At 45.1% G+C, this 24,059-nt stretch carries 21 protein-coding genes; 6 read left to right on the top strand and 15 right to left on the bottom strand.

What is annotated here, in order from left to right; all coding sequences use genetic code 11:
• Window positions 1–158: 158 nt before the first annotated feature.
• From ACIRUQ_RS09605 to ACIRUQ_RS09620, 4 genes are all read left to right on the top strand, one after another.
• A complete protein-coding gene (locus tag ACIRUQ_RS09605) occupies window positions 159–950 on the top strand; it encodes a carbohydrate ABC transporter permease (RefSeq protein WP_055290241.1) in 792 nt (263 codons plus the stop codon).
• Window positions 951–1,167: 217 nt separating this feature from the next.
• Window positions 1,168–1,542 carry a GntR family transcriptional regulator gene (locus tag ACIRUQ_RS09610; protein ID WP_021739580.1) on the top strand — a complete coding sequence of 125 codons (375 nt, stop codon included), beginning with the start codon at window positions 1,168–1,170 and terminating at the stop codon, window positions 1,540–1,542.
• Window positions 1,539–2,438 (top strand): ABC transporter ATP-binding protein, encoded by a 900-nt coding sequence (locus tag ACIRUQ_RS09615; protein WP_021739581.1) that lies wholly within the window; start codon window positions 1,539–1,541, stop codon window positions 2,436–2,438. The genes ACIRUQ_RS09610 and ACIRUQ_RS09615 overlap by 4 nt, the downstream gene beginning before the upstream one ends.
• The gene (locus tag ACIRUQ_RS09620; RefSeq protein WP_055290242.1) at window positions 2,413–4,509 is read left to right on the top strand and encodes an ABC transporter permease; all 2,097 of its coding nucleotides are present in this window, start codon (window positions 2,413–2,415) and stop codon (window positions 4,507–4,509) included. The genes ACIRUQ_RS09615 and ACIRUQ_RS09620 overlap by 26 nt, the downstream gene beginning before the upstream one ends.
• An 82-nt stretch (window positions 4,510–4,591) precedes the next feature.
• On the opposite strand, the gene ACIRUQ_RS09625 is transcribed toward ACIRUQ_RS09620, so the two are convergent.
• The 13 genes from ACIRUQ_RS09625 to ACIRUQ_RS09685 form a co-directional block, all read right to left on the bottom strand.
• Window positions 4,592–5,209: an HAD family hydrolase gene (locus ACIRUQ_RS09625; protein ID WP_055290243.1), complete on the bottom strand. Its 618-nt coding sequence runs from the start codon at window positions 5,207–5,209 to the stop codon at window positions 4,592–4,594.
• 3 nt (window positions 5,210–5,212) lie between these two features.
• Window positions 5,213–6,487 carry a phosphoribosylamine--glycine ligase gene (gene purD / locus ACIRUQ_RS09630; protein WP_055290244.1) on the bottom strand — a complete coding sequence of 425 codons (1,275 nt, stop codon included), beginning with the start codon at window positions 6,485–6,487 and terminating at the stop codon, window positions 5,213–5,215.
• A gap of 1 nt (window position 6,488) precedes the next feature.
• Window positions 6,489–7,118 carry a phosphoribosylglycinamide formyltransferase gene (gene purN, locus ACIRUQ_RS09635; protein WP_021739585.1) on the bottom strand — a complete coding sequence of 210 codons (630 nt, stop codon included), beginning with the start codon at window positions 7,116–7,118 and terminating at the stop codon, window positions 6,489–6,491.
• Window positions 7,112–8,137, bottom strand: a complete 1,026-nt coding sequence (gene purM, locus ACIRUQ_RS09640) for a phosphoribosylformylglycinamidine cyclo-ligase (protein WP_021739586.1) — start codon at window positions 8,135–8,137, stop codon at window positions 7,112–7,114. Before purM ends, purN begins: the two co-directional genes overlap by 7 nt.
• A 91-nt stretch (window positions 8,138–8,228) precedes the next feature.
• Window positions 8,229–8,735, bottom strand: coding sequence for a 5-(carboxyamino)imidazole ribonucleotide mutase (purE, locus tag ACIRUQ_RS09645; protein WP_021739587.1), 507 nt, complete (start codon window positions 8,733–8,735; stop codon window positions 8,229–8,231).
• 284 nt (window positions 8,736–9,019) lie between these two features.
• Window positions 9,020–11,089, bottom strand: a complete 2,070-nt coding sequence (locus ACIRUQ_RS09650; RefSeq protein WP_055290245.1) for an aminopeptidase — start codon at window positions 11,087–11,089, stop codon at window positions 9,020–9,022.
• A 22-nt stretch (window positions 11,090–11,111) separates the two neighbouring features.
• Window positions 11,112–11,456 (bottom strand): DUF6142 family protein, encoded by a 345-nt coding sequence (locus ACIRUQ_RS09655; RefSeq protein ID WP_022035135.1) that lies wholly within the window; start codon window positions 11,454–11,456, stop codon window positions 11,112–11,114.
• Between the two features lie 91 nt (window positions 11,457–11,547).
• Complete coding sequence (locus ACIRUQ_RS09660) at window positions 11,548–11,982, bottom strand: VanZ family protein (RefSeq protein WP_336303428.1); 435 nt, start codon at window positions 11,980–11,982, stop codon at window positions 11,548–11,550.
• Between the two features lie 65 nt (window positions 11,983–12,047).
• Entirely contained in the window at window positions 12,048–12,728 is a 681-nt protein-coding gene (gene pyrE, locus ACIRUQ_RS09665; RefSeq protein WP_021740237.1) for an orotate phosphoribosyltransferase, read from the bottom strand.
• Between the two features lie 220 nt (window positions 12,729–12,948).
• Window positions 12,949–13,602 carry a CoA pyrophosphatase gene (locus ACIRUQ_RS09670; protein ID WP_070103963.1) on the bottom strand — a complete coding sequence of 218 codons (654 nt, stop codon included), beginning with the start codon at window positions 13,600–13,602 and terminating at the stop codon, window positions 12,949–12,951.
• A gap of 352 nt (window positions 13,603–13,954) precedes the next feature.
• On the bottom strand, window positions 13,955–14,896 hold the full coding sequence (locus ACIRUQ_RS09675; protein WP_055290248.1) for an L-lactate dehydrogenase: 942 nt from the start codon (window positions 14,894–14,896) through the stop codon (window positions 13,955–13,957).
• 202 nt (window positions 14,897–15,098) lie between these two features.
• Window positions 15,099–16,031, bottom strand: a complete 933-nt coding sequence (locus ACIRUQ_RS09680; protein WP_021740241.1) for an amidohydrolase family protein — start codon at window positions 16,029–16,031, stop codon at window positions 15,099–15,101.
• 101 nt (window positions 16,032–16,132) lie between these two features.
• Window positions 16,133–16,741, bottom strand: coding sequence for an HD domain-containing protein (locus ACIRUQ_RS09685; RefSeq protein WP_055290249.1), 609 nt, complete (start codon window positions 16,739–16,741; stop codon window positions 16,133–16,135).
• Window positions 16,742–16,924: 183 nt separating this feature from the next.
• On the opposite strand from ACIRUQ_RS09685, the gene asnA reads away from it, so the two are divergent.
• Together asnA and ACIRUQ_RS09695 are read left to right on the top strand one after the other, a co-directional pair.
• Window positions 16,925–17,935, top strand: coding sequence for an aspartate--ammonia ligase (gene asnA, locus ACIRUQ_RS09690; protein ID WP_021740243.1), 1,011 nt, complete (start codon window positions 16,925–16,927; stop codon window positions 17,933–17,935).
• A 376-nt stretch (window positions 17,936–18,311) separates the two neighbouring features.
• Window positions 18,312–19,646 (top strand): MATE family efflux transporter, encoded by a 1,335-nt coding sequence (locus tag ACIRUQ_RS09695; protein ID WP_055290250.1) that lies wholly within the window; start codon window positions 18,312–18,314, stop codon window positions 19,644–19,646.
• Window positions 19,647–19,886: 240 nt separating this feature from the next.
• Here the strand turns inward: ACIRUQ_RS09695 and ACIRUQ_RS09700 are convergent, their stop codons facing one another.
• Complete coding sequence (locus ACIRUQ_RS09700) at window positions 19,887–21,734, bottom strand: ABC transporter ATP-binding protein (protein WP_055290251.1); 1,848 nt, start codon at window positions 21,732–21,734, stop codon at window positions 19,887–19,889.
• Complete coding sequence (locus ACIRUQ_RS09705; protein WP_055290252.1) at window positions 21,727–24,054, bottom strand: ABC transporter ATP-binding protein; 2,328 nt, start codon at window positions 24,052–24,054, stop codon at window positions 21,727–21,729. Before ACIRUQ_RS09705 ends, ACIRUQ_RS09700 begins: the two co-directional genes overlap by 8 nt.
• Window positions 24,055–24,059 lie beyond the last annotated feature (5 nt).

Genomic DNA, 24,059 nt, shown 5'->3' on the forward strand with positions numbered 1-24,059 from the left:
TATACTGAATATAAATGATTCTGATTATCTCAAAGTCATGATTCACAGGCTTCCATAGAAATCATACCTTCTCCGTTAAATTTAAAACACGCTTTTGAAAAACCAGCAAATGTATGATTGAATCAGAATCACTGAATATGTGAAAAGAGGTATTTTTCATGAAACAATTATACAAAAAAATCGGATCTTATCTGATCCTATGCATTGCATCTGTCTGTTTCTTACTTCCCTTTTATCTGATGATCTGCAGCGCCAGTGATGGCAATATCTCGCTGTCTGAGGGACCGGTCATTCCGGGAACAGATCTTTGGGAAAATATCTGTTACATCCTGTTTCACACAGCGTTTCTGAAATCTCTTGGTTTTACCTTACGTTACACGATTATTCAGACTCTGCTCACTTTACTTATCTGCGGACTGGCAGGATTTGCTTTTGAAATTTATCATGACAGGAAAAAAGATATGCTGTTTAAAGTTGTTCTGTTTGCCATGATGATTTCCATCACGCCGTTGATGGTTCCACTCTTTCAGATGTATACGAAATTAGGGATTGTTGACACCATCTGGGGATTAATGGCACCGTTTCTTGCCTCTCCTCTGATCATTATGATTTTTCGACAAAATTCCCGTGGTTTTCCTTATGAACTTGTGGAAGCTGCAAGACTGGATGGAGTATCGGAACTTGGTATCTTTTTTCGCATCTACCTTCCATGTATGAAAAGCACCTTCTCCTGCGGTACGATCATCGCATTTTCAAACGCCTGGAACTCTTATCAGTGGGCTCATCTGATTATGTATGATGAGCAGAAAATACCTATGACGGTATTTCTGACGCTGGGATTAAAAGGAAATAACATGACACTTGTACTGCTCAGCATGGTTCCTTCTCTTGTTGTATTTTTTATTTTTCAGAAATTCTTTGTAGAAGGAATGAACGGAGCTTTAAAATAAGCACACAAAAACTTCATACAGCTATCTTTCGAAAGAATTAAGATTTTCTCCCATGTTTCTTCCTTGTATCTCCCCTGTATGCATGCTATATTAACTGTATCAACACGGTTAGTACACTGTATGTCATACAGATTTCTTTCCATCCGGTAAACTCCCGGCAATCTGTCTGACATCCACAAATGTGTTCAACTTGAATTTATTGATAAGGAGATTTCCTATGATACAGATAAATTACCGCGATACGCGCCCGTTTTATCAGCAGATTAAAGATAATGTGCGGCATCTTGTTGTAAGCGGTGCTCTGAAAAAAGATGACAAACTGCCTTCTGTCCGGGAATTGGCAGCTTCACTGGCCATCAATCCGAATACGATCCAGCGGGCTTACCGGGAACTGGAAAATGAAGGTTATATCTATACCCTGCCCGGAAAGGGCACCTTTGCGGCAGAAATGGACCATACCAATCAGATCCGCCAGCAGGAATTACTACCACAATTTGACAAGATCGTATCTGAGCTTCTCTACCTGTCCATGCCGGTCAATGAACTCACGAATCGTATCCTTTCCCTCTCAGGAAGGAGGATTCAGGCATGATACAGGCAGAACATATTACAAAAACATTCCATGGATTTAAGGCCTTAGATGACATGAGCCTGCACGTTCCAAAAGGAACGATCTACGGTCTCGTCGGTCCAAACGGTGCCGGCAAATCCACCCTGATCCGGCACCTAACCGGCATTTACCGCCCGGACTGCGGCTCCATCCTGATTGACGGACTTCCGGTATATGATAATCCGGAAGCAAAAGCAAAATTTACTTATATTCCGGATGATCTGTTTTACTTTCTTCAGGCAGATACGTTGGAAATGAAACGATTTTATCAAGGCATCTATCAGAAATTCGATACGGCACTATTTGACCGGCTGCAGGAATTTTTCCCGACTATCGACACCAGACGCAACATCCGCAGACTCTCCAAAGGTATGCAGAAACAGGTCGCTTTCTGGCTGTCTATCTGTGCCATGCCGGAACTGATGATACTCGATGAGCCCATGGATGGACTGGATCCTGTCATGCGCCGCCAGATCTGGAGTATCATTTTATCAAAAGCCAGCGAAAATAAGACTACGATCCTGATCTCCTCCCACAACCTGCGTGAGTTGGAGGATGTCTGTGACCATGTGGGCATCATGCACAAAGGCCGGATCATTGTAGAGCGTTCTCTCTCCGATCTTCAGGGAAATGTATCCAAAATCCAGGTCGCATTTCAGGAAGGTATGCCGACCCTTCCACCGGATTTTGAAATATTACACATGTCAAACACCGGCCGTGTATATACGCTGATCGTTAAGGGTAATCCGGAGCGCGCCAAAGCCATCCTGGAAGCAACACACCCAATGCTGATCGATATCCTTCCTCTTACATTGGAAGAAATCTTTATCTATGAAATGGGAGGAAAGAATTATGAAATCAAAGACATCCTGTTTTAATAAAGCAATTTTCCGGAAAAATATGAGCCGGTTCTGGCCGGTCTGTGCAGTTTATCTGGCCTACCTTTTTTTCCACATAACTGTACGGATGTTTTTAAATACCCGCAGTTATATCACGGCACAGTCCGCAGATACTGTTTCACCGGCCACTTCCCGGTTAACGACCATGTTGGAATGCATTAGCGGAAATCTGGAACCATATGTTATCTTTTTTGCAGCACTGGTGGCGGCGATCACGGTATTCTCCTACCTGTTTTCCACCCGCAGCTGCCATATGATCCATGCACTTCCGGTAAAACGCAGTGAACTGTTTGTCACAAATTATATCAGCGGATTTCTGTTTCTGCTGCTCCCGCAGCTGATCACATTTCTGCTGAACCTGATCGTATGTATTTTAAACAACATTTCCTCGGTAGAATATCTGCTGTACTGGTTACTTTACACAATTGGCATGAGTTTTCTATTTTATACACTTGCCGTATTTTGCTGTATGCTCACCGGTCATGCAGTTGCCGCTGCTGTTTACTATTTTGTAGGACATTTTCTCTATATTGCCATCAAATCGATTGCTACACTGATCGTTTCTTCTATGTGTTATGGCATGAAAATCCTTGGCGATCAGGTCAGCACTACATTGACAGAAACAAGAGATACGGTACTTTCACCTTTTGTGTATCTGCTAGATCATGTATCCCTAAACTGGTCCATGAACAATGATTTTACTGCAGTGGATCAGATCAATATGCAGGGCGGCATGCTGATCGGTCTGTATTGCATAGCAGCCGTGGTATTTTATATTCTTGCTTATGTATTTTATCAGAAGCGGCCATTGGAATGTACCGGTGATGTGGTTGCTTTTGGCTGGCTGTACCCTTGTTTTCGCTGGATGCTTTCACTGGTTGGCGGATTTGGTCTTTCCTACCTTCTTTCCAGCCTGCTCTTTGATAACACTGCACGTATGGCAACATCACTTTTTGTATTTCTGATTCCGTGTTCCTTTATAAGCTTTTTCGTATCAGAAATGCTCTTAAATAAACGGTTCCATGTATTTTCCGGAAAACGCTGGGTGGAATGGGCGGTCTGCATTGCAATCTGCCTGCTCGGAACCGGTCTGATCCGAAGCGATGCATTCCACATAGAACGGAAAATCCCGGAAACGGATCAGATTGCCGCCATTTATATGTACGCAGATTATGAGCATTTATACCGTGATGAGGCTGATTTTGAAACACTGAAAAAAATTCACCGGAACCTTCTGGATCACAAACAGGAATATCTGTCTTATTCCTACCAGCAAAACCATTCAAAATATAATCTTCCGGAAACACAAAATGCAGAATTTGCAACATCGATATTCTCCGACAGCACCGGATCCAATACTTCTACTTCTGTTTCATACAGTAACGGCGATTATATATCTTCCATTCAGATTACTTATTATCTGAAAAACGGGCGTAAAGTGATGCGTCGCTATGAAATTCCGGTAACGAATGCAACGCTGAAGGACAAGACAACACCGGCTTATCAGATTTCCAGACTGGAAACCGGTAAGGAAGATCTGCTCCGCTACCTGCTCTGTAATAATTACGAAGATATCAGTTTCATAAACGGTAACTTCAGCCATGTGGATAAAAATGGGCATGATGAAAATGTAAGCCTGGATCAGCAGCAGACAGAGACTCTGTATGAAGCACTCAAGGCAGATATCCTTGCCGGAAACTATCCTGCCGGACTTGGAATCCATGACACGGAAGACAACCCGATTTACTACGACAGTTTTTACTTCTACGGACAAGTACCGGGAGACATTGAATACCTGACAGACCTGCTGCCATCCGGGAAGTCAGCAAATACATCCGGGTATTATAAAGCTGCCCCGATAAATGCCGCAAATACTGCCGTCCAGAATACCAGACCGGAAAATTATTACTCCTCCATCGAAGTATCTTTTTCCTTATCTAAGTCCTGTACAAACACCATTCAGGCAATGATTGACCTTGGTCTCATCAAAAGTGCTTCGGATCTGATCACCCAGGATGCATTTTATGCGATGATAAATACGCAAGGATAACTAAGATTATTGAGGTAAAAATACAAGCCCCCGCTGGGATTTTCCCAACGGGGGCTTTACTACATACGATAAGTGAATAACACTATAAATATTTCATTACTTCCGGTAACTGCTCCAGGCTCTCCACCTGTGGGACTTTGGCATCCACTCTTCCGAAACCATATGCCGCAAACAGAAACGGAACTCCTGCTTTTTGACAAGCATTGTAATCTCCCTGGGTATCTCCAAGATAGTAGTACGTTTCATAATGATTACGCTCGATCAGTGCTTTCAGATTCACATCCTTTTGCTGCTGCGTGTTGCCATAACACTCGATATCTGCCACCAGATCACCCAGGTGGTAATACTCCAGGAATACTTCAATATATCCCGCCTGGCAGTTGCTGACAATGCCGATTTCATATCCCATGCCGCGCAAGCGCTCAAATACTTTTCGGACATCTCCGTACAACGTTGCACCAACATGACTCAGGTATTCATTTTCATCCCGCTCACAGGCATGAATGATCTCCATCGCCTGATCCATCTCATATTCCGGGAGAAGTTCCCTTGCAAAACAGTCCATGGTTTTTCCCATAAGGCCGATCAGCTGTTCTCTGCGGATGTGCATTTCCGGACAGGTCTTGTTCCAGGATTCCACGATTTCATCTACGGAATCCCACAACGTACCGTCCATATCAAAAATAACTGCTTTTTTCATAAATTATGCCTCATCAATTGCTTTTCCGATATCATGGCGCATATATTTATTTGCAAAATCAATCCATTCGGTTGCTGCGTAAGCATTTGCACGTGCTTCTTTTAATGTAGCACCTTTCGCAGTCACACCAAGGACACGGCCACCGTTTGTCACGATTCTGCCTTCTTCATTCAACTTGCTTCCTGCATGAAAACAATAATAACCGTCTTTATGCGCAAAGTTCTCCAGACCTTTGATCTCGAATCCTTTTTCATAAGAAACCGGATAACCATCGCTTGCCAGAACAACGCAGACCGCTGCGTTGTCTTCAAACTGCAGATCAATCTGGTCTAAGGTTCCGTCGATGCAGGCTTCCATGACATCGATGACATCATTTTTCATACGCGGCAGGACAACCTGTGCTTCCGGATCACCAAATCTGGCATTATACTCCAATACCTTCGGACCGTCTTCTGTCAGCATCAGTCCAAAGAAGATGATTCCTTTAAAAGTACGTCCCTCTGCTGCCATGGCATCTACCGTTGCCTGGAACACATATTTTTTACAGAACTCGTCTACTTCTTTTGTATAAAACGGGCTCGGGGAGAAAGTTCCCATGCCACCTGTATTTAATCCCTGATCACCGTCTTTTGCACGTTTATGATCCTGTGCGGAAGACATGATCTTGATTGTTTTTCCATCCACGAAAGACAGTACGGATACTTCACGGCCTGTCATAAATTCCTCGATAACCATATGATTGCCGGCAGAACCGAATTTTTTGTCCATCATGATTTCTTTGACGCCAGCTTCTGCTTCTTCTAAAGTATTGCAGATCAGTACACCTTTTCCAAGTGCTAGTCCGTCTGCTTTTAACACGATCGGCATTTTTGCAGTTTTCAGGTATTCCAGTGCTTTCTCAGGATCATCAAAATTCTCATATGCAGCAGTTGGAATATTATATTTCTTCATTAAATCTTTGGAAAATGCTTTGGAACCTTCCAGAATTGCTGCTGCTTTGTTTGGTCCAAATACACGCAGTCCCTCAGCCTCAAAGGCATCTACAACACCGCCAACCAACGGATCATCCATACCGATGATGGTCAGATCAATCTCGTTTTCTTTTGCAAATGCAACCAGTTTATCAAATTCCATAGCACCGATCGGTACGCACTCTGCGATCTGTCCGATTCCGGCATTGCCCGGTGCACAGTAAATTTTATCTACACGACTGCTTTTTGCCACACTTGTTGCGATGGCATGCTCTCTTCCGCCACTTCCTACGATCAGTACTTTCATGTCAGTTCTCCTCTACAATTGCTTTTCCGTCAACCACTTTTACTTTGCCATTTGCAATCAGATCAATGGCCTTCGGCATAATGATCCATTCTGCCTCTTCCATGACACGCTGCTGTAAAATCTTCGGTGTGTCACCGTTTTTTACCTCAACGGCTTTCTGTAAAATGATCGGACCGGTATCGGTTCCCTCATCTACAAAATGACAGGTTGCCCCGGTCACTTTCACTCCACGATTTAATACACCTTCATGTACTTTCAAACCATAATATCCGGTTCCGCAAAATGACGGAATCAGAGACGGATGAATGTTGATGATGCGGTTTCTGTATTTCCGGATCATCATCTCCGGAATCACAACTAAAAATCCTGCCAGAACGATCAGATCCACCTGCGCCTCATCCAGTGCAGCCAGAAGTGCCTCATGAAACTGTGCTCTGTCCGCATAGTCTTTCGGAGAGATACAACAATTTGGAATACCTGCTTTTGCGGCACGCTCCAGGGCATAGGCATTTTTATTATTGCTGATGACTGTTGCAATCTCTGTATTTGTGATTTTTCCATCTGCGACAGCATCCATGATGGCCTGCAGATTGGTGCCGCCACCGGATACCAGCACTGCAATTCTTAGCATAAATCTACTCCTTTTTCACCATCGATGATTTTTCCTACCACGTAAGGTGCATCGCCCGCCTGTCTGATAGCTTCCATCGTCTTGTCCACATCTGCCGGATCAACGGCAACGATCATACCAAGTCCCATGTTGAACGTATTGTACATCATTTCTTCTGTAATATCGCCTTCTTTTGCAAGCATTGCAAAAATCGGTGGTACCGGATAGCTGTCTTTCTCAACAACTGCACGTTTGCCATCAATAAGCATACGTGGAATATTCTCATAGAATCCGCCGCCTGTGATATGGCTGCATGCTTTGACGGTCACACCAGCCTCGCGGATGGATTTTAATGCATTTACATAAATTCTTGTCGGAGCTAATAATGTCTCGCCGAGTGTTTTTCCAAGTTCTTCATGATATGTATTCAATGTATCCTCATCCATCCGGAATACGTTACGAACCAGGGAGAATCCGTTAGAATGTACACCACTGGAAGCCATACCGATCAGTACGTCACCATCTTTTAATTCACTTCCTGTGATCATGTCTTTGCGGTCAACAACACCAACCGCAAAACCGGCCAGATCATACTCGTCCTCAGGCATCAGACCCGGATGCTCTGCTGTCTCACCACCGATCAGTGCTGCACCGGACTGTTTACATCCTTCTGCCACGCCTTTTACAATCTCAGCGATCTTCTCCGGATAGTTTTTGCCACAGGCAATATAGTCCAGGAAAAACAGCGGTTCTCCACCTGCACATGCAATATCGTTCACACACATTGCAACGGCATCAATTCCGATGGTGTCATGTTTATCCATTAAAAATGCAAGTTTTACTTTGGTACCGCATCCGTCTGTACCGGATAACAGTACCGGATCTTCCATTTCCTTAATTTTGTTTAAAGAAAATGCTCCGGAAAATCCGCCAAGTCCGCCAAGAACTTCTGCGCGCATGGTTTCCTTTACATGTTTTTTCATTAACTCTACTGATTTGTAGCCAGCTTCAATATCTACACCTGCTTTTTTATAATCCATTCTGAATTCCTCCGTTATGTATCAGCACATATTTTCATGTTCTTTCTATTTCACGGATTGCTTCTTTGAAAAAAGCAATTCGCTGTACCGGTTATTTCCCGTAATTTTTATATCCGGTTTCCTGCAATTTCTCGTCTTTTTCCACTACCTGGGATTTCAGTTCCTCTGTGTAAGCTTTCAGTTTTTCTAAAAGCTCAGGATCAGAAGCAGCCAGGATCTTTGCTGCCAGAATACCGGCATTTGCGCCACCGTTGATTGCTACGGTTGCCACCGGGATTCCGCTCGGCATCTGCACGATAGAATACAGAGAATCCACTCCACCCAGATCAGATGTCTTCATCGGGATTCCGATAACCGGCAGCGGGAAGATTGCTGCGCACATACCCGGCAGATGAGCTGCTTTACCTGCTCCGGCAATAATTACTTTGAATCCTTTCTCCTCTGCGGATTTTGCATAGTCAAAAAACACATCCGGCTCACGATGTGCGGAGATGATACGCATCTCATAATCGATACCGAATTTATCCAAAATTTCTGCTGCCTTTGCCATGACCGGCATATCTGAATCACTGCCCATTACAATTCCTACTTTAGCCATTTGTATGTGCTCCTTTCATCCCTCATGTAATTATGTAACTATTCAGAGCCAAGCAGGTTTACAATAAAAGTGTGAATCATGCTGGCATGAATGAACACTTTTAGTTGTAAATCTATTTGGCGAGAAGCCACATCGAGATGTAGCGTAGCGAAATCGAGATGGCTCTGAATAGTCATTGTATCTGTTGTTTACATCTTACCTTGAATCATGTAAATTTGCCAATTATATATTGTTATATTTTTTATAAGAGTTGCTAATATATGACGTACGTTTCATTTGTTTTTCTAATGATTTAGTAACGGCTCATTCAGTTCTTCTGCACCTTCCACACGGAACAGACCATCCCGGATAATATCCGCAGTACTGCCGTCCGGACGGATCACTGTAATGGCACCAAGTTCATCATACGGAATGGTGATATCCGTATGGCAGTTAAAGTATGCCTTTGACATATCCTCTTTACGAAGCAGGCTCTTCTCATTATCCCGTGCAATGATCTCCTTGCCATTCGGGTTGTATACTGCGGTATCTTCCGCATGGGAATAGCAGGTATCTCCTACTGCAAAATGCGGACCTGTCTTTTCTGCGATCAGGATTGGAAGTTTCGCTCCAATCTGATATTCTTTTGCCATACGGTATGCGGTTGTATTGGTACCGATGGCAAACTCGCCCATCGGAAGTGTCTCATGACGCATCAGGATATTGTCACGGATATATGCCTTGTTTTGTGCTTCATCTGCAAAGTTTCCACAATTATAACGCTCGATCATACCGTCCTTGAACACAATCTCCAGATCAAGATACTGCAGACCGTTCAGGAATACTTCCGATACATGCAGTGTTCCGTTTGTTCCTGCCAGAACCGGAGACGTAAACACTTCACCAACCGGAATATTGACATCTGCCACACAGTTCTCAAAAATGGTCTGTTTGTCCGGATCGGTCAGCGGATGAAGGGCTACGGTCAGATCGGTACGATTGCCGCCACGACCGGTAATGTGTACTTTTGTACCACTGTCCAGTACATCAATGATACACTGCTGCATCTTCTGATACTTTGCATAATCCAGTGTATTGATCACAACGGTTTCTGCAAAAATTTCCTTAAACTGATCACCGATCTCCGGAATCGGATACGCAATGATGGTAAAGCTGCGCTCCTCTCCTTTGATATATTCGTTTGTGATCTGACCGGACATGGAGGCATTGTAAACCACCAGTTCCTGCTGGCGGTCATGATAATGAATAGACGCCTCTTTTTTCTCCGGAGAAAACGGTTCCTCACCGAACACTTCCAGCACAGCCGGTCCGCCATGTTCTGCTGCCTGAATCTTATGCTGCTCAAATACGGTGCGCAGTACTTCCAGACGACGCTCCACAAATGCTTTGTCAAAATAGAACGCTTTATCTTCTTTATGGTCAAAATCATACTGGCGGTTTACACTGGTTGCATAAGCACAGCGTTTCGAAGCGCCTCTGTTATGAAACGAAGAAGACGCCTCTCTGCTGATCGTTGCCTGCAGTCCGATTTTTTCAAAATTCCGGATCGCGGCACGGATCATACGCTCAAATCCAACCTGATAGTGGATCTGCACCGTCTTTTTCTTCTTGATATCCTTGCCTGTAATCTCAAATCCAATGCGGTATCCTTCTGTATAAGTGTCCGCCATGCTCTGAATCTCTTCCTCGGAAAGTTCATTTAAAAATGCTGCTATACCGAGTTCGTTTTCTCCGATATAGAATCCATATTGATACAGATAACTGAGATCCGACAGATCTGCTTTCATAATAACCTTTTTGTACAGACTATCCACCGGGTCGATCATTTCCCGGATCTGATTCTCTACAAAGACTTCACTGTAATCATGAAAATACCAGTAAATCGTCTGTTTTGCTTCCTGTACATCTTCCTCTTCAAAACAATTGTACACCTGTACAAAAAGTTCTATCAATAAAGTCAGTTCTGCCAGTTTTCCCTCAAAGGCATAAGCAATCGCCACATCCAGCTCTGCCCGCAGAAAACTAAGCAGTTCTCCTTCTTTTTCTCCAAAAACAGTAACTGCATAGGCTGGATTTGCATAACTCTCCGCATAATAGGCCGGAAGCATATGATGATACAAAAACTCCTGATCACCCTTGCAGGTCTCCAGACTGCGCTGCTGCAAAGTTCCCGCTATTGCCATCTGACATAATTCCATCGTTTTCTCCAGATAAGCTGCTGCCTCTGAAAAATAGTCTTTGTAACATTCCGGCACCTGTGGCTCTTTACTGATCTCCACGATCCGCTCCGCCACCAACTCATATCGTTCTTTCATTGTTTCATCTAAAAAATTATTCCAAATGCTGTCACCCATATTATTTTTCTCCTACTGATTTTTATCCTACCAGACCGAATATGTACATGCCGCCAAGACCAACGGTAAGCACTGCACCGAACACAATGCCAAGTCTCGGAAGCAGCGGTCTGATTTTTGGCTCTTTTACTGCAAAAATACCACAGAGCAACGCTCCCAGTGCCAGGATCAGTCCGATCAATCCCAGACCGCCTACTTTATATCCGCCTTCACCGGATGCAAGAAATGACTGTACCACTGCCGTTAAAAACACTGCCAGTGCAGCCATTGCCGTACAAAAAGACAAAATCCCGGTAGGGGAATGTTTTAAATCCCTCATCCGGGTCTTGCGTGTCCGGCGAAAATATTTTCTTCTGTTGCTTGCCATACGTTGCCTCCTCATTTATTCACATGCGCCGCAAAATATATCTGCGTTACCTCGCCGACATACTTCACTGGCACCGACAGTCTGAAAAAATTTATGATCTTTCTTTCAGCCTTCTGGCATCGGCATCCCGGTCCCGCTTACGCTGCATCAGTGCATAGACCAGATACCCTAATATTCCACCGATTGTATTCAGGAAAATATCGTCCACATCAAAACAGCCGGTTTTAGTTATAAGCTGGATACATTCCACGCTCAAACTCAATTCAAAACTCGCCAGTGCTGTGAACCAGAATTTCCTTTTTTTTCTGCCCAGGATCGGGACCAGAAAACCAAATGGCATAAAAATAGCAATATTCCCAAACAAATTGGAAATCACTGCCACTGGTCCGAGAAGATCTGCATACACAATAAACCTTCGTATCTCCCTGAACGGAATTAAATTATAATGATAGCTGCGCTCAATCCCGGTCCGGTCCAACATTTCTGCAAAAAACAGGAAATAAACCAGACCGGCGATATACAGCACAAATAATATTCTGCATAAAAGTCTAATTTGTTTTTTATGATTATTTATAAACATTGCCGCAATGCTTATTTTGCACCATACTGCTCATAATATGCATCAATGGCAGCTTTTAATTTATCATCAATCACAACTTTGCCATTGCACTCACGGTTGTAAAGATGTTCTACCACCTCTGCCATAGTTACGATGGCATTTGTCTCAAAACCATAGAGCTCCTTTACTTCCTCGAGGGCGCACTTCTGACCGCCTTTTCCGATCTCCATACGATCCAGGGATACCATCAGACCTACGATTTCCACATTTGCCGCACCGCGTACCTTCGGGACAGTCTCTTCCATAGATTTTCCGGAAGTGGTAACATCCTCGATCATAACGACGCGGTCGCCGTCCTGCAGTTTGCTTCCAAGGAAACTTCCTTTATCTGCTCCGTGGTCTTTTTCTTCTTTACGGTCAGAGCAGTAACGGATCTCTTTTCCGTATAACTCGCTGTAAGCGATAGCTGTCACGACACTGATCGGGATTCCTTTGTATGCCGGTCCGAATAAAACGTCAAAATCATCGCCGTATTTATCGTGAATTGCTTTTGCATAATACTCACCGAGTCTCTTTAACTGGGAACCTGTCACATATGCTCCTGCATTCATAAAAAACGGAGACTTTCTGCCGCTTTTCAAGGTAAACTCTCCAAATTTTAAAACATCGCTTTCTACCATAAATTCGATAAATTCCTGTTTGTACTGTTCCATGTACTCATATCCTCCTTATTTAAACCGTTTTCCGGGATTTTTCTTTTTCAGTTCTGTGTTTTCCTTGCAAGTTTCTTCCGTTTGCAAAAAGCAAAGCGAACATTCACAATCCGCTTTCGCCACCTGCTCAAAACTATGCACAGATATAAATTAGTATACTATGTGGATGTTAATTTTTCAACTGACAAGACAGAATTTTATCGCGTATTTTTCCACCTGTTTATACGTGTTTTTCATATCCTGTTTCCCTATCTCTGACGACATCTGCAAAGGCCCGCATCAATTTTGCCGTCAGCCCCCAGATGACATGTCCCTCATACTGGTAAAAACAGACTTCTTCCTTTCGGCTGCGCCAGCGGTACTCCCGTCCGCCGCAGATCAGTTCATAGGGAAAATCCTCTCCCGGTTCCACCTTTGCCCGGATCACATAGCATTCCGGATCCGTATGTAAAAAGAACTCCAACGGAACTGTAAACACTTCCGCTACTTCTGCCGGATTGAAGGTGTTCTGATACCCCTTTACCTCCGTTGCAAAAGAATGCATCACCAGACTGCCTCCGCTATATAACTTATCCATATCACCAAGGTAACTGATCTGATCTTCCTTTAACAGTAATTCTTCCTTCAGTTCACGCAATGCTGCTTCTCTGGGCGTCTCACCTTTCTCCACCATCCCGCCGGGCAGACAGACGTCTCCCGGCTGGTGTGCAATGGTGGAAGAACGCACTTCAAACAGGACATCATAAGAACTATCTTGATTCTTCAGCAACGGAATACACACAGCTGCCTGATGGCACTGATCCATATCGATAAACGTCGGTTCATGCTGTGCCAACGTTTCTTTTAACCACGTATACTGTACTCTTTTATTCATTTCTGCATGATTGTCACGCATTTCATTCTCTGTCTTTTGATTCTTATCATTCATCATCTACTAATTATTTGCAATACCCATATTCTACTGGTAAAGCGGACATTCGCAATCCGCATTCGCTACTTGCTCATGAACGCAGTCGCTTTGCGACCTGTCAGTGGGAGCTTTTAACTCCCACTGACGTAAGCATCCCCCTTACCCACCGCTTAGTGCTCTACGCACTTGAAGCGGGGGAATGCTTATTCTGCGTTCATACTTTTTTACATCATTATACAATTGCTTTCATCGTTTCTACACAAAAAATATCATTCACTCTTTTTCTCTTTCGAATAATTATCCTGTCTCACATTTTTTATAGCCAAATTTTCTGCAAGATTTCTTTCAATCCATTTGCCGAATGACGGAGTTCCTTATTTTCCTTCTCATTTAACGGAATTTCCAACACCTGCCGCACACCATCGTCTCCAACAATTGCCGGCACACTGATACACAGATCGGATAGTCCGTATTCCCCCTGCATCAGGCTTGATACTGGCAACACTGCGCCCTCATCCCGAATCAGCGCCGCCGCAATACGCGTCACCGCCATGGCCACACCGTAATAAGTAGCACCTTTTTCTTCGATGATCTGATATGCACTTTCACGCACCCGGCGATAAATCTGCTCCATCGCCTGTTCATGGTCATAATGGCCTCGAATTTCACAAAAATCATGAATTGGAATTCCAGATACGTTGGCACCGCTCCACACCGCAAGTTCACTGTCCCCGTGTTCTCCAATGATCATGGCATGTACACTGGCAGAATCCACCTGCAGATGTTCACTGAGCAGATAGCGAAACCGTGCGGAATCCAGCACCGTTCCACTGCCGATCACCCGTTCCTTCGGATAACCGGAAATCTTCCATGCCGCATACGTCAAAATATCCACCGGATTGCTGACGATCAACAAAATCCCCTCGAAATTCTGCGCTGTGATCTGCGGAATGATAGTTTTCAATATCTCTACATTTTTGTGCACCAATGCCATGCGGCTTTCTCCGGGTTTCTGTGCTGCACCTGCCGTAACGATAATGAGCCCGCAGTCTCCCACATCCGCATAATCTCCCGCATAGATCTGCATCATATGCGCAAATGGCCGTCCATGGGCGATATCTGCTGCCTCGCCATGTGCTTTTTTCTGATCTGCATCGATCAGCACCAACTCCGAAAAAAGTCCTTTCTGCATCAGTGCAAATGCCGTGGATGATCCCACAAATCCACATCCGATGATTGCTGCTTTTTGTCTGTTCATAACCTTTTCCTCCAGGTCAGTATAGTGATTTTCTACATAATTCTATACTTTCCTGAAACGATACTTTTTATACAGATACCAAGCAGCATTCCAAATCTCATTTACCGTAAAACGGACATTCGCAATCCACTTTCACTACTTGCTCATGAACGCAGTCGCTTTGCGGCCTGTATTTAACTATTTATTTTCGTCCTGAATCCTATTATTTGCAAAGCAGTCTCTTCGGATTCTCCCGGTAAACCAGTTCCTGCATCTCAGCTGTCAGCCCCTGATCCATCGTTTCTGCCAGTTTGCAACACAGTGGCAACGGTGTGAACGGTGTATCACTGCCATACAAAATATGATCCTTTGTGGTCATCTGGCATAAATTTCCATACTGCTTCGGCATGGCGGTTCCACCCAGATCATAATACAGATCTGCCAGACATTTCCGGATATCGACACTTCCATCCGGGCAGAGCATTTTTGACATGGAAGCCACACGATCACTGATGATCGGCAGATAGGCTCCCGCATGAGGGATCACAAAACGGATCTTTGGATATTTATTCAATGTTCCTGTCAGGATCAGATTCATCACCGCACGGCAGGTATCAAAGAAAAACTCCATCATCGGATAGGGTAAGTTCTCATTGACCCCCTGCGGAATTGCTGCCGGTTCCGTCGGATGGATCAGCACCACTGATTCTGCCTGATTCAAGACTTCCATCACCGGATCCAGTCTCGCATCCCCCAGATACAATCCGCAGGAATTGGTCTGTAAGGCAAATCCTGTCACATGCAGCTCGTTCCGGCAATACTTCACTTCTTCAACTGCCGCATCAATTTCCGGCAGCGGCAGACTTGCCAGCACACCGATCTGTTCCGGATATTTTTTCATCAGCTCAGCTCCATATTCATTGGATGACCGTGCCACCTCAATGGCCTCCCCTACATCTCCCATATGTAAATGCGGAGATGAAATAGAGAGTACGCTGTATGTGATTCCCAGCTTTTCCATAAAAGACAGCTGAATCTCTTCGTTCCACTCCGGCTTCGGAAAACCGCCGTCCAACAGTTTCATTCCCCGCTTTTCCAGCATCTGATCATATGCCGGTGGAAAATAATGTGCATGAATATCTATTTTTTCTCTCATAAAATGTTCCCTGCCAATCTGTTTTTTATCACTTATTTTCTGATATCACTTTATCTGCGATATTTTATATCTGTAAAAACATAAATTCCTACACTCATGTTTTAATCTCTTTTCCTGTCGTCTCTGATATTTCCGGCATCTATATTTTTCTGAAAAAAGTTTTCAAACGCATAATCCCACAGTTTCTGTGAACCCTCGGCTGTATGTGCATTCCGCTTCATAATCTGGCTCATTGAAATCCCTCGTTCTTTCCATGCCACACCACCATTCGCTGCATTCAGCATCGCCGGCTGGATATTATCCATAGTATGTGCAAATTTGGCTTCCGCTGTCTCGCCCGTCTCAAATTCTTCCCAGATATCCCGCAGTTTTTTCTTCTGATCCTCCGGAAGCAGTGAATAGATACGGTCTGCTGCCCGGCTCTCCCGCTCATGCTGGGTTTTCTGACCTTCCTCATCATACGCATATGTATCCCCTGCATCAATTTCCACAATGTCGTGGATCAGAAGCATAGTAACTGTCCGCAGCACATCGATTTTTTCATTGGCATACTCTGACAGCAGCACTGTCATGATCGCCATATGCCAGGCATGCTCTGCATCGTTTTCCCTGCGGACGCCGTCTGACAGCTTTGTCTGACGCTGAATAAATTTTTCCTTATCTATTTCTTTTATAAAATCAAACTGCCGTTCCAGCCGTTCTCTGTCCATATTTGCCTCCTGTAAAATGACTTTTTCCTATTATTATAGGCTACATCCCCTGCAATAGCAATTTCTACCTTAATTTTTATAGGAAATAGGTATCAAATCTTGAAAAATCATGCTCAGATGCTATAATGAACAATGGTTATTTAATCAACAGATCATAATAGAACAGTTTTAGAGGAGATTTTTATGGGTACCATTTCGATTCCAAAAAATTATAAATCTGACCTCAATCTGCATGATACTCAGATTGCGATCAAGACAGTAAAAGATTTCTTTCAGACCCGCCTGGCACAGGAACTGAACCTTGCCCGCGTGTCCGCACCACTTTTCGTAGATCCGGCTTCCGGTCTGAACGACAACTTAAACGGTGTGGAGCGCCCGGTAAGTTTTGATATTGCCGAGCAGAACGGACGCACCGGAGAAGTTGTACACTCTCTGGCCAAATGGAAACGTTACGCACTGAACAAATATGATTTTGAAGTCGGTTCCGGTCTGTATACGGATATGAATGCAATCCGCCGCGATGAAATCACAGACAACATCCACTCCATCTTTGTGGATCAGTGGGACTGGGAAAAAGTAATCGAGAAATCTCAAAGAAATCTGGATACATTAAAAGAAACCGTTCGTCAGGTTTACAAAGTACTGCGTAAAACAGAAAAATATATGTCTATTCAGTATGATTATATCCATGAGATCTTACCGAAAGAGATTTTCTTTGTAACAACACGCGAACTGGAAGAAATGTTCCCGGATAACACACCAAAGGAACGTGAGTATTACATCGCTCAGGCAAAAGGAGCTGTCTGCATTATGCAGATCGGTGATAAACTGGAATGTGGTGAGCCACATGATGGTCGTGCACCGGACTACGATGACTGGGCATTAAACGCAGACATCGTTGTATACTATCCGGTTCTCGATATTGCACTGGAGCTTTCCTCTATGGGTATTCGTGTAGATGAAATATCTTTAAAAGAGCAGCTTGACAAAGCAGGCTGCCCGGAACGTGCAGAACTTCCGTTCCAAAAAGCAATTCTGGAGAAAAAACTTCCATACACTATGGGCGGCGGTATCGGTCAGTCCCGTATCTGTATGTTCTTCCTGCGAAAAGCACATATCGGAGAAGTACAGTGTTCTCTGTGGCCGGAAGAAATGGAAGCTGAACTGAAAACAGCTGGTATTCAGTTACTTTAGTTTTTTGTAACGAACAGGCTGGAACAGAACTCCGGGAAGATACGGATTCTGTTTCCGGCTTATTTTATCTCAGTTGATGTCAGCTTTCGCTGACCAGAATCACGCACCAAGTCTCACATGCGTTCGACTTGAATTGCACTATGACAGGCAGAGGAAAGGACTCGGACTATTTTGTCCCGGTGGCGATTATTCGCGGTCGAGACTAAATAGAAGAGTCCTTTTTCGCTGCCTGGCGAAGTGTAGAGTGCAGTGATTCTGAAAAGAATATGTCAGCTTTCGCTGACCAGAATCACGCACCAAGTCTCACGTGCGTTCGACTTGAACTCAGTCGGAGGTCCAACTCAGACTAAAATATTACAAGGGGGAGTAAGATTATATGGGGAAACTAACATTAAACTGGGCAAAACTAAAACCGGAAGTAAAACAGGTCTGGCAGCTGAGTCTGCCCGCCATTCTGACGCAGATCACCACCATCGCCATGCAGTACATCGACTCTGCCATGGTTGGTGCTCTGGGTGCCGCCGCTTCTGCCGCTATCGGTCTGGTCGTTGCCATGACCTGGCTGTATAATGGAGTCCTGTCCGCAGTTTCTGCCGGTTTTTCCGTGCAGGTGGCACATCACATCGGTGCCGGTCAGGATTCTGATGCCAGGAACGTCATCCGGCACGGTCTGATCAGTGCCCTGAGCATTTCCGGCCTCTTAGCTTTCAGCGGTCTTTTGCTCAGTCATCCACTGCCAATCCTGTTAGGCGGTGATCCGGCAATCTGTCCGAACGCAACTGCATACTTTTTTGTATATTCACTGATGATCCCATTTTCACAGTTGAATTCCCTAACATCGGCATTTTTGCAATGCAGCGGTGATATGGTGACACCAAGTATTTTAAATGCCGTCATGTGTGTACTGGATATTCTTTTTAATTCATTACTGATTCCACGCTTCGGTGTCCTTGGTGCCGGTATGGGAACAGCACTCGCCTGTGCCGTCATCAGTCTGATCATGACATGGCGTTGCTGCATCTGCAACAAGCAGCTGCACCTCAGACGTACTGACAAACATCATTTTGACCGTAACATTCTGCGCAAAGCATTTCAGATTGGAATGCCGGTGGCCGTTCAGGAAATCGCCATGAACAGTGCTATGGTCGTATCCACCCGGATCATTGCCCCACTGGGAGCCGCTGCCATCGCTGCAAATTCTTTCGCCGTTACCGCAGAAAGTCTGTGCTACATGCCAGGCTATGGTCTTGGTATGGCTGCAACCACACTGGTTGGACGCAACATCGGTGCCAGAGAATTTAAAACAGCAAAACGTTTCGGTAACATCAGTACCGCCATGGGTGCCATTTTCATGGGCTGCACCGGTGCCATTATGATGTTCGCCTGCCCGCTGGTCTTCCGGCTTCTGACACCGGATGTCACTGTGCAGGCAATGTCCGTTCATATCCTGCGCATTGAGCTGCTTGCGGAACCGCTCTTTGGCGTGTCCATCGTTGCCGCCGGTGCACTGCGCGGCACCGGAGACACCTTCGTACCGAGTCTGATGAACCTTGGCAGTATCTGGATCGTGCGCATCGGCCTGGCACTGATTCTTGTCAGCCGCCTTGGTCTCACCGGCATGTGGATCGCAATGCCGATTGAACTGTGTGTCCGCGGACTGCTCATGCTATACCGCCAGCACACTACAAAGTATTACCGTTCGCACCTTTAATAATTCTCTTTACAGTTACTATTTTCATAACTGAAATGGCAAAATCGGAGAAAATTATCTCAGTGAGCGATTAAGTAAACGACTGAGTTTCACAAGTTTTTGCGCGAGTGGGAACGACCTCTTTTTCAGGCGTGGGAACGAGCGCGATGAAAACGCAGTGAAACGAAGGTAGTGCACGTCTAGCGAACGAGATAATTTTCTCCGATTTTGCTTTCATATATTAAATTTTAAGCATTGTTTTTATTCCGCGAACTGGCTGTTATACAGATCCGCATAAAAACCACCCTGTTCCAGCAGTTCCTCATGGGATCCCTGCTCGATGATATCTCCATCTTTCATAACGAGAATAATATCCGCATTTTTGATCGTGGACAGGCGGTGTGCGATCACGAAACTGGTCCGTCCTTTCATCAGGTTATCCATGGCACTCTGGATCAGTTCTTCCGTTCTGGTATCCACAGAAGAAGTCGCCTCATCCAGAATCAGAATGCGGTTATCTGCCAGAATCGCTCTTGCAATTGTCAACAACTGCTTTTGTCCCTGTGAAATATTGCTGGCATCTTCATTCAGTTCCATCTCATAGCCACCAGGCAGTGTCCGGATAAAATGATCCGCATGAGCTGCTTTTGCGGCTGCTACAACTTCTTCATCCGTAGCATCCAAACGTCCATAACGGATATTTTCCATGATACTTCCTTTAAAAAGCCAGGTATCCTGCAATACCATTCCAAACGCATCTCTCAGCTCCCGGCGATTGAACTCCCGGATATCGTGTCCGTCAATACGGATAGATCCGCTGTTGACATCATAGAAACGCATCAGCAGTTTCACCATGGTAGTCTTGCCGGCTCCCGTCGGACCAACAATGGCAATCTTCTGTCCGGCAGCCACCTGTGCACTGAAATCATGCACAATGAGCTGGTTCGGATTATAACCAAAACTTACATGATCAAACGCTACATTTCCAATCACTTTTGTCACATCTGCCGGATGCTCCACTACCTGATCTTCTTCCTCTTCCTCCAGGAATTCAAACACACGCTCTGCTGCCGCTGCCATAGATTGCACCTGATTTGTTACCTGTGCGATCTGCTGGATCGGCTGCGTAAAACTCTTCACATACTGGATAAATGCCTGGATATCACCGATGGTGATCACGCCTCGAATGGCCAGCATACCACCACTGAGTGCCACTGCCGCATACCCCAGATTTCCGACAAACTGCATGATCGGCATCATGATTCCGGAAAGGAACTGGGATTTCCATGCAGAAGTATATAATACATCATTTGTCCGGTTAAACCGGGCAATCATTTCATCTTCTTTGTTGTAAGCTTTGATGACCAGATGACCACCATAGCTTTCTTCTACCTGTCCATTGATATGTCCCAGGTACTCCTGCTGTGTAATGAAATGCTTCTGGGATTTTTTCACCACCAGAGAAACACACAACCCCGAAACCGGCAGTACCACCAGCGCGATCAGTGTCATCAGCGGAGAAATACTGAGCATCATCACCAGCACACCGATGATGGTGGCCGTAGATGTAATGATCTGGGTCACACTCTGGTTTAACCCCATCCCCAGCGTATCCACATCATTCGTAATTCTGGATAACACTTCACCGTAAGTACGGCTCTCAAAATATTTCATCGGCATGCGGTTTATTTTTTCTGTAATTTCTTTTCGCATCCGGTAACAGATTTTCTGTGTGATACCGGTCATGATCCATCCCTGCACAAAACTCAGGACAGAGCTGAGCAGATATAAACCAAGTACAAACAGCAGCACTTTTCCTATATAGGAAAAATCAATGCCGCCGGTTCCGGCTACTTTTGCCATCAGACCTTCTGCCAGGCCTGTCGTCGCCTTACCAAGTACCTTCGGGCCAAGCACACTGAATACTGTGGAACATGCCGCGATGATCATGACAAACACAACGGCGATCTTATATTTTCCCATATAGCGGAGAATTTTTCCAAGGGCACCTTTCAGATCTTTTGCCTTTTCACCCGGGACCATCCCTCTGCCCGGTCCCATTCTGCGTCTCGGTCGGGAAGCAGAATGTATATTTCTTTCATTACTCATGGTACTCACCCTCCTCTCCGTCTGTCAGGCCAAGTTCTTTTGCGGACATCTGAGATTTTGCAATCTCTTGATATACCGTACAGTGTTTCATCAATTCCTCATGGGTTCCTTTTCCAACAATCTCCCCTTCATCCAGCACAAGGATCTGATCTGCATGCAAAATTGTACTGATACGCTGTGCCACGATAATCACCGTGCTTTCCTGAACGGTATCTGAGAGTGCTTTCCTCAGTTTTGCATCTGTCTTCAGATCCAGTGCGGAAAAGCTGTCATCAAACACAAAGATTCTCGGATGTTTTGCGATGGCACGGGCAATGGCAAGACGCTGCTTCTGTCCTCCGGACACGTTCGTTCCGCCCTGAGCGATCGGAGATTCATATTTCTCCGGTTTTTCTTCGATAAATTCTTCCGCCTGGGCAATCTGTGCTGCCTGAACTACCTGGGCATCCGTTGCTTCGGCGTTTCCAAAACGCAGGTTAGACGCAATCGTTCCGGAAAACAACACACCTTTTTGCGGTACAAATCCAATCTGCTGACGCAGGTCTTTCATAGAAAGTTCCCGGATATCAATACCGTCCAGTGTTATGCTTCCTTTCGTCACATCATACAGACGCGGAATCAGATTCACGATCGTAGATTTTCCACAACCGGTACTTCCGATGATCGCCGTAGTCTGCCCCGGATAAGCAGTGAAGTCAATGTCGTGAATCGCCGGCTCCCTGCTGCCCGGATATATGAAATCCACATGGTCAAATTTCAACACACCCTCTGATGTTTCGATATGTTTCGGTTCTGCTGCTTCCCGGATTGTAAAATCTGTATGCAATACTTCATCAATACGGTCTGCTGCCACACCGGCACGCGGAAGCATAACAGACATCATTGTCAGCATCAGGAATGCCATAACGATCAGCATCGCATACGTGATAAATGCAGTCATGGAACCAACCTGCATCACTCCAAGATCAATTTTTTTAGCTGCCACCCAGACGATGGCTACAGTCAGGGCATACATGATCAGCATCATACCGGGCATCATCAGCGTCATGACACGGTTTGTGAAAAGCATGGTCTTTGTCAGTTCACGGTTCACACCGTCAAACCGTTCTTCCTCTTTATCCTCACGACGGAATGCACGGATAACCGGAAGACCGGTAAGAATCTCTCTGGAAACCAGATTGACACCATCCACTTTTTCCTGCATTTGCCTGAACTTCGGCAGTGCCACACTCATCAGGATCATGACAAATGCAAAGATCACGATGACCGCCGCTACGATCAGCCAGCCCATGCCGGATCTTGTCTGTATTACTTTGATGATACCGCCGATACCAAGGATCGGTGCGTAGGCAAGCATCCGCAGAAAGATTGCTGTCACCATCTGGATCTGCTGTACATCATTGGTACTTCGAGTGATCAGAGATGCTGTGGAGAAATGCTCCATCTCCGCATTGGAAAAATGCATGACTTTCTCATACAGGCGACCGCGCAGAGAACGTCCCACACCGGCTCCCACTTTGGATGCCAGATAGGATACAAAAATAGCGCAAGCCATCATAATTGCAGCCAGACCAGCCATCTGCAATCCTTTTTTCCACAGATAGGATGTCTGGATCTGTGCCAGGTTCAGACCGGCTGCTTCATCGCAGGATGCCGCATAGGCTGCTTTGCTGGCCGTGATCATGGAATCTCCCATGGCATCCACCATTTTCTGCATGGAATCCCGCATGGAAAGCACTGCATCCTCATCCATCTGCCCGCTCTTGATCATTGCTTCAAACATCGGACGGATATCCACACAGGTTACCGTCTGTGTACTTCCATCCTCCTGTTCCACTTCTTTTTCTGATACTTTCAACTCTGTTCCCATCATCTGGTCAATCTGCTCCAGGCTCATCTGTTCATATACCGATACGTCCCCGCCGGTCTGCTCTGCAAGCAGTTTTTTGAACTGTGCTTCTTCCATCCGGGACATCTGATAATTCAGGATCAGCGGTATGGCAAATTCGGAATCCAGCTCACCCAGCGTCTCTTTGTCTGTCACTGAACGCTCATATGTCTCATGCTGTGTCGCTTCATAGCTGGATGCCCACAGCGTTTTTTCTTCTTTTGTCATAAAAAGCTGTGCATCTTCATATTCCTCCGCTGTTATCTCCTCTGGAAGACTGTACTCGATACCCTTGTTCTGAATTCCCACATCGATGATATCTGCAGTATAAGTCGGCAATGCCAGATCACAGTATGCCTGGAGCACAAGCACTGCCACGATCACAAGAATCGTCTTCCAGTACGGAATCATGTTCTTAAAAATCTTCTTCATTTCCG

This window comes from Eubacterium ramulus (genome assembly GCF_045002895.1).
GTDB classification, from domain to species: domain Bacteria; phylum Bacillota; class Clostridia; order Lachnospirales; family Lachnospiraceae; genus Eubacterium_I; species Eubacterium_I ramulus.

Bases quoted from the DNA above. Each gene is read 5' to 3' on its own strand.
- ACIRUQ_RS09605 (WP_055290241.1), top strand. From the start codon at position 159: ATGAAACAATTATACAAAAAAATCGGATCTTATCTGATCCTATGCATT.
- ACIRUQ_RS09610 (WP_021739580.1), top strand. From the start codon at position 1,168: ATGATACAGATAAATTACCGCGATACGCGCCCGTTTTATCAGCAGATT.
- ACIRUQ_RS09615 (WP_021739581.1), top strand. From the start codon at position 1,539: ATGATACAGGCAGAACATATTACAAAAACATTCCATGGATTTAAGGCC.
- ACIRUQ_RS09620 (WP_055290242.1), top strand. From the start codon at position 2,413: ATGAAATCAAAGACATCCTGTTTTAATAAAGCAATTTTCCGGAAAAAT.
- ACIRUQ_RS09625 (WP_055290243.1), bottom strand. From the start codon at position 5,209: ATGAAAAAAGCAGTTATTTTTGATATGGACGGTACGTTGTGGGATTCC.
- purD (WP_055290244.1), bottom strand. From the start codon at position 6,487: ATGAAAGTACTGATCGTAGGAAGTGGCGGAAGAGAGCATGCCATCGCA.
- purN (WP_021739585.1), bottom strand. From the start codon at position 7,118: ATGCTAAGAATTGCAGTGCTGGTATCCGGTGGCGGCACCAATCTGCAG.
- purM (WP_021739586.1), bottom strand. From the start codon at position 8,137: ATGGATTATAAAAAAGCAGGTGTAGATATTGAAGCTGGCTACAAATCA.
- purE (WP_021739587.1), bottom strand. From the start codon at position 8,735: ATGGCTAAAGTAGGAATTGTAATGGGCAGTGATTCAGATATGCCGGTC.
- ACIRUQ_RS09650 (WP_055290245.1), bottom strand. From the start codon at position 11,089: ATGGGTGACAGCATTTGGAATAATTTTTTAGATGAAACAATGAAAGAA.
- ACIRUQ_RS09655 (WP_022035135.1), bottom strand. From the start codon at position 11,456: ATGGCAAGCAACAGAAGAAAATATTTTCGCCGGACACGCAAGACCCGG.
- pyrE (WP_021740237.1), bottom strand. From the start codon at position 12,728: ATGGAACAGTACAAACAGGAATTTATCGAATTTATGGTAGAAAGCGAT.
- ACIRUQ_RS09670 (WP_070103963.1), bottom strand. From the start codon at position 13,602: ATGAATAAAAGAGTACAGTATACGTGGTTAAAAGAAACGTTGGCACAG.
- ACIRUQ_RS09675 (WP_055290248.1), bottom strand. From the start codon at position 14,896: ATGAACAGACAAAAAGCAGCAATCATCGGATGTGGATTTGTGGGATCA.
- ACIRUQ_RS09680 (WP_021740241.1), bottom strand. From the start codon at position 16,031: ATGAGAGAAAAAATAGATATTCATGCACATTATTTTCCACCGGCATAT.
- ACIRUQ_RS09685 (WP_055290249.1), bottom strand. From the start codon at position 16,741: ATGGACAGAGAACGGCTGGAACGGCAGTTTGATTTTATAAAAGAAATA.
- asnA (WP_021740243.1), top strand. From the start codon at position 16,925: ATGGGTACCATTTCGATTCCAAAAAATTATAAATCTGACCTCAATCTG.
- ACIRUQ_RS09695 (WP_055290250.1), top strand. From the start codon at position 18,312: ATGGGGAAACTAACATTAAACTGGGCAAAACTAAAACCGGAAGTAAAA.
- ACIRUQ_RS09700 (WP_055290251.1), bottom strand. From the start codon at position 21,734: ATGAGTAATGAAAGAAATATACATTCTGCTTCCCGACCGAGACGCAGA.
- ACIRUQ_RS09705 (WP_055290252.1), bottom strand. From the start codon at position 24,054: ATGAAGAAGATTTTTAAGAACATGATTCCGTACTGGAAGACGATTCTT.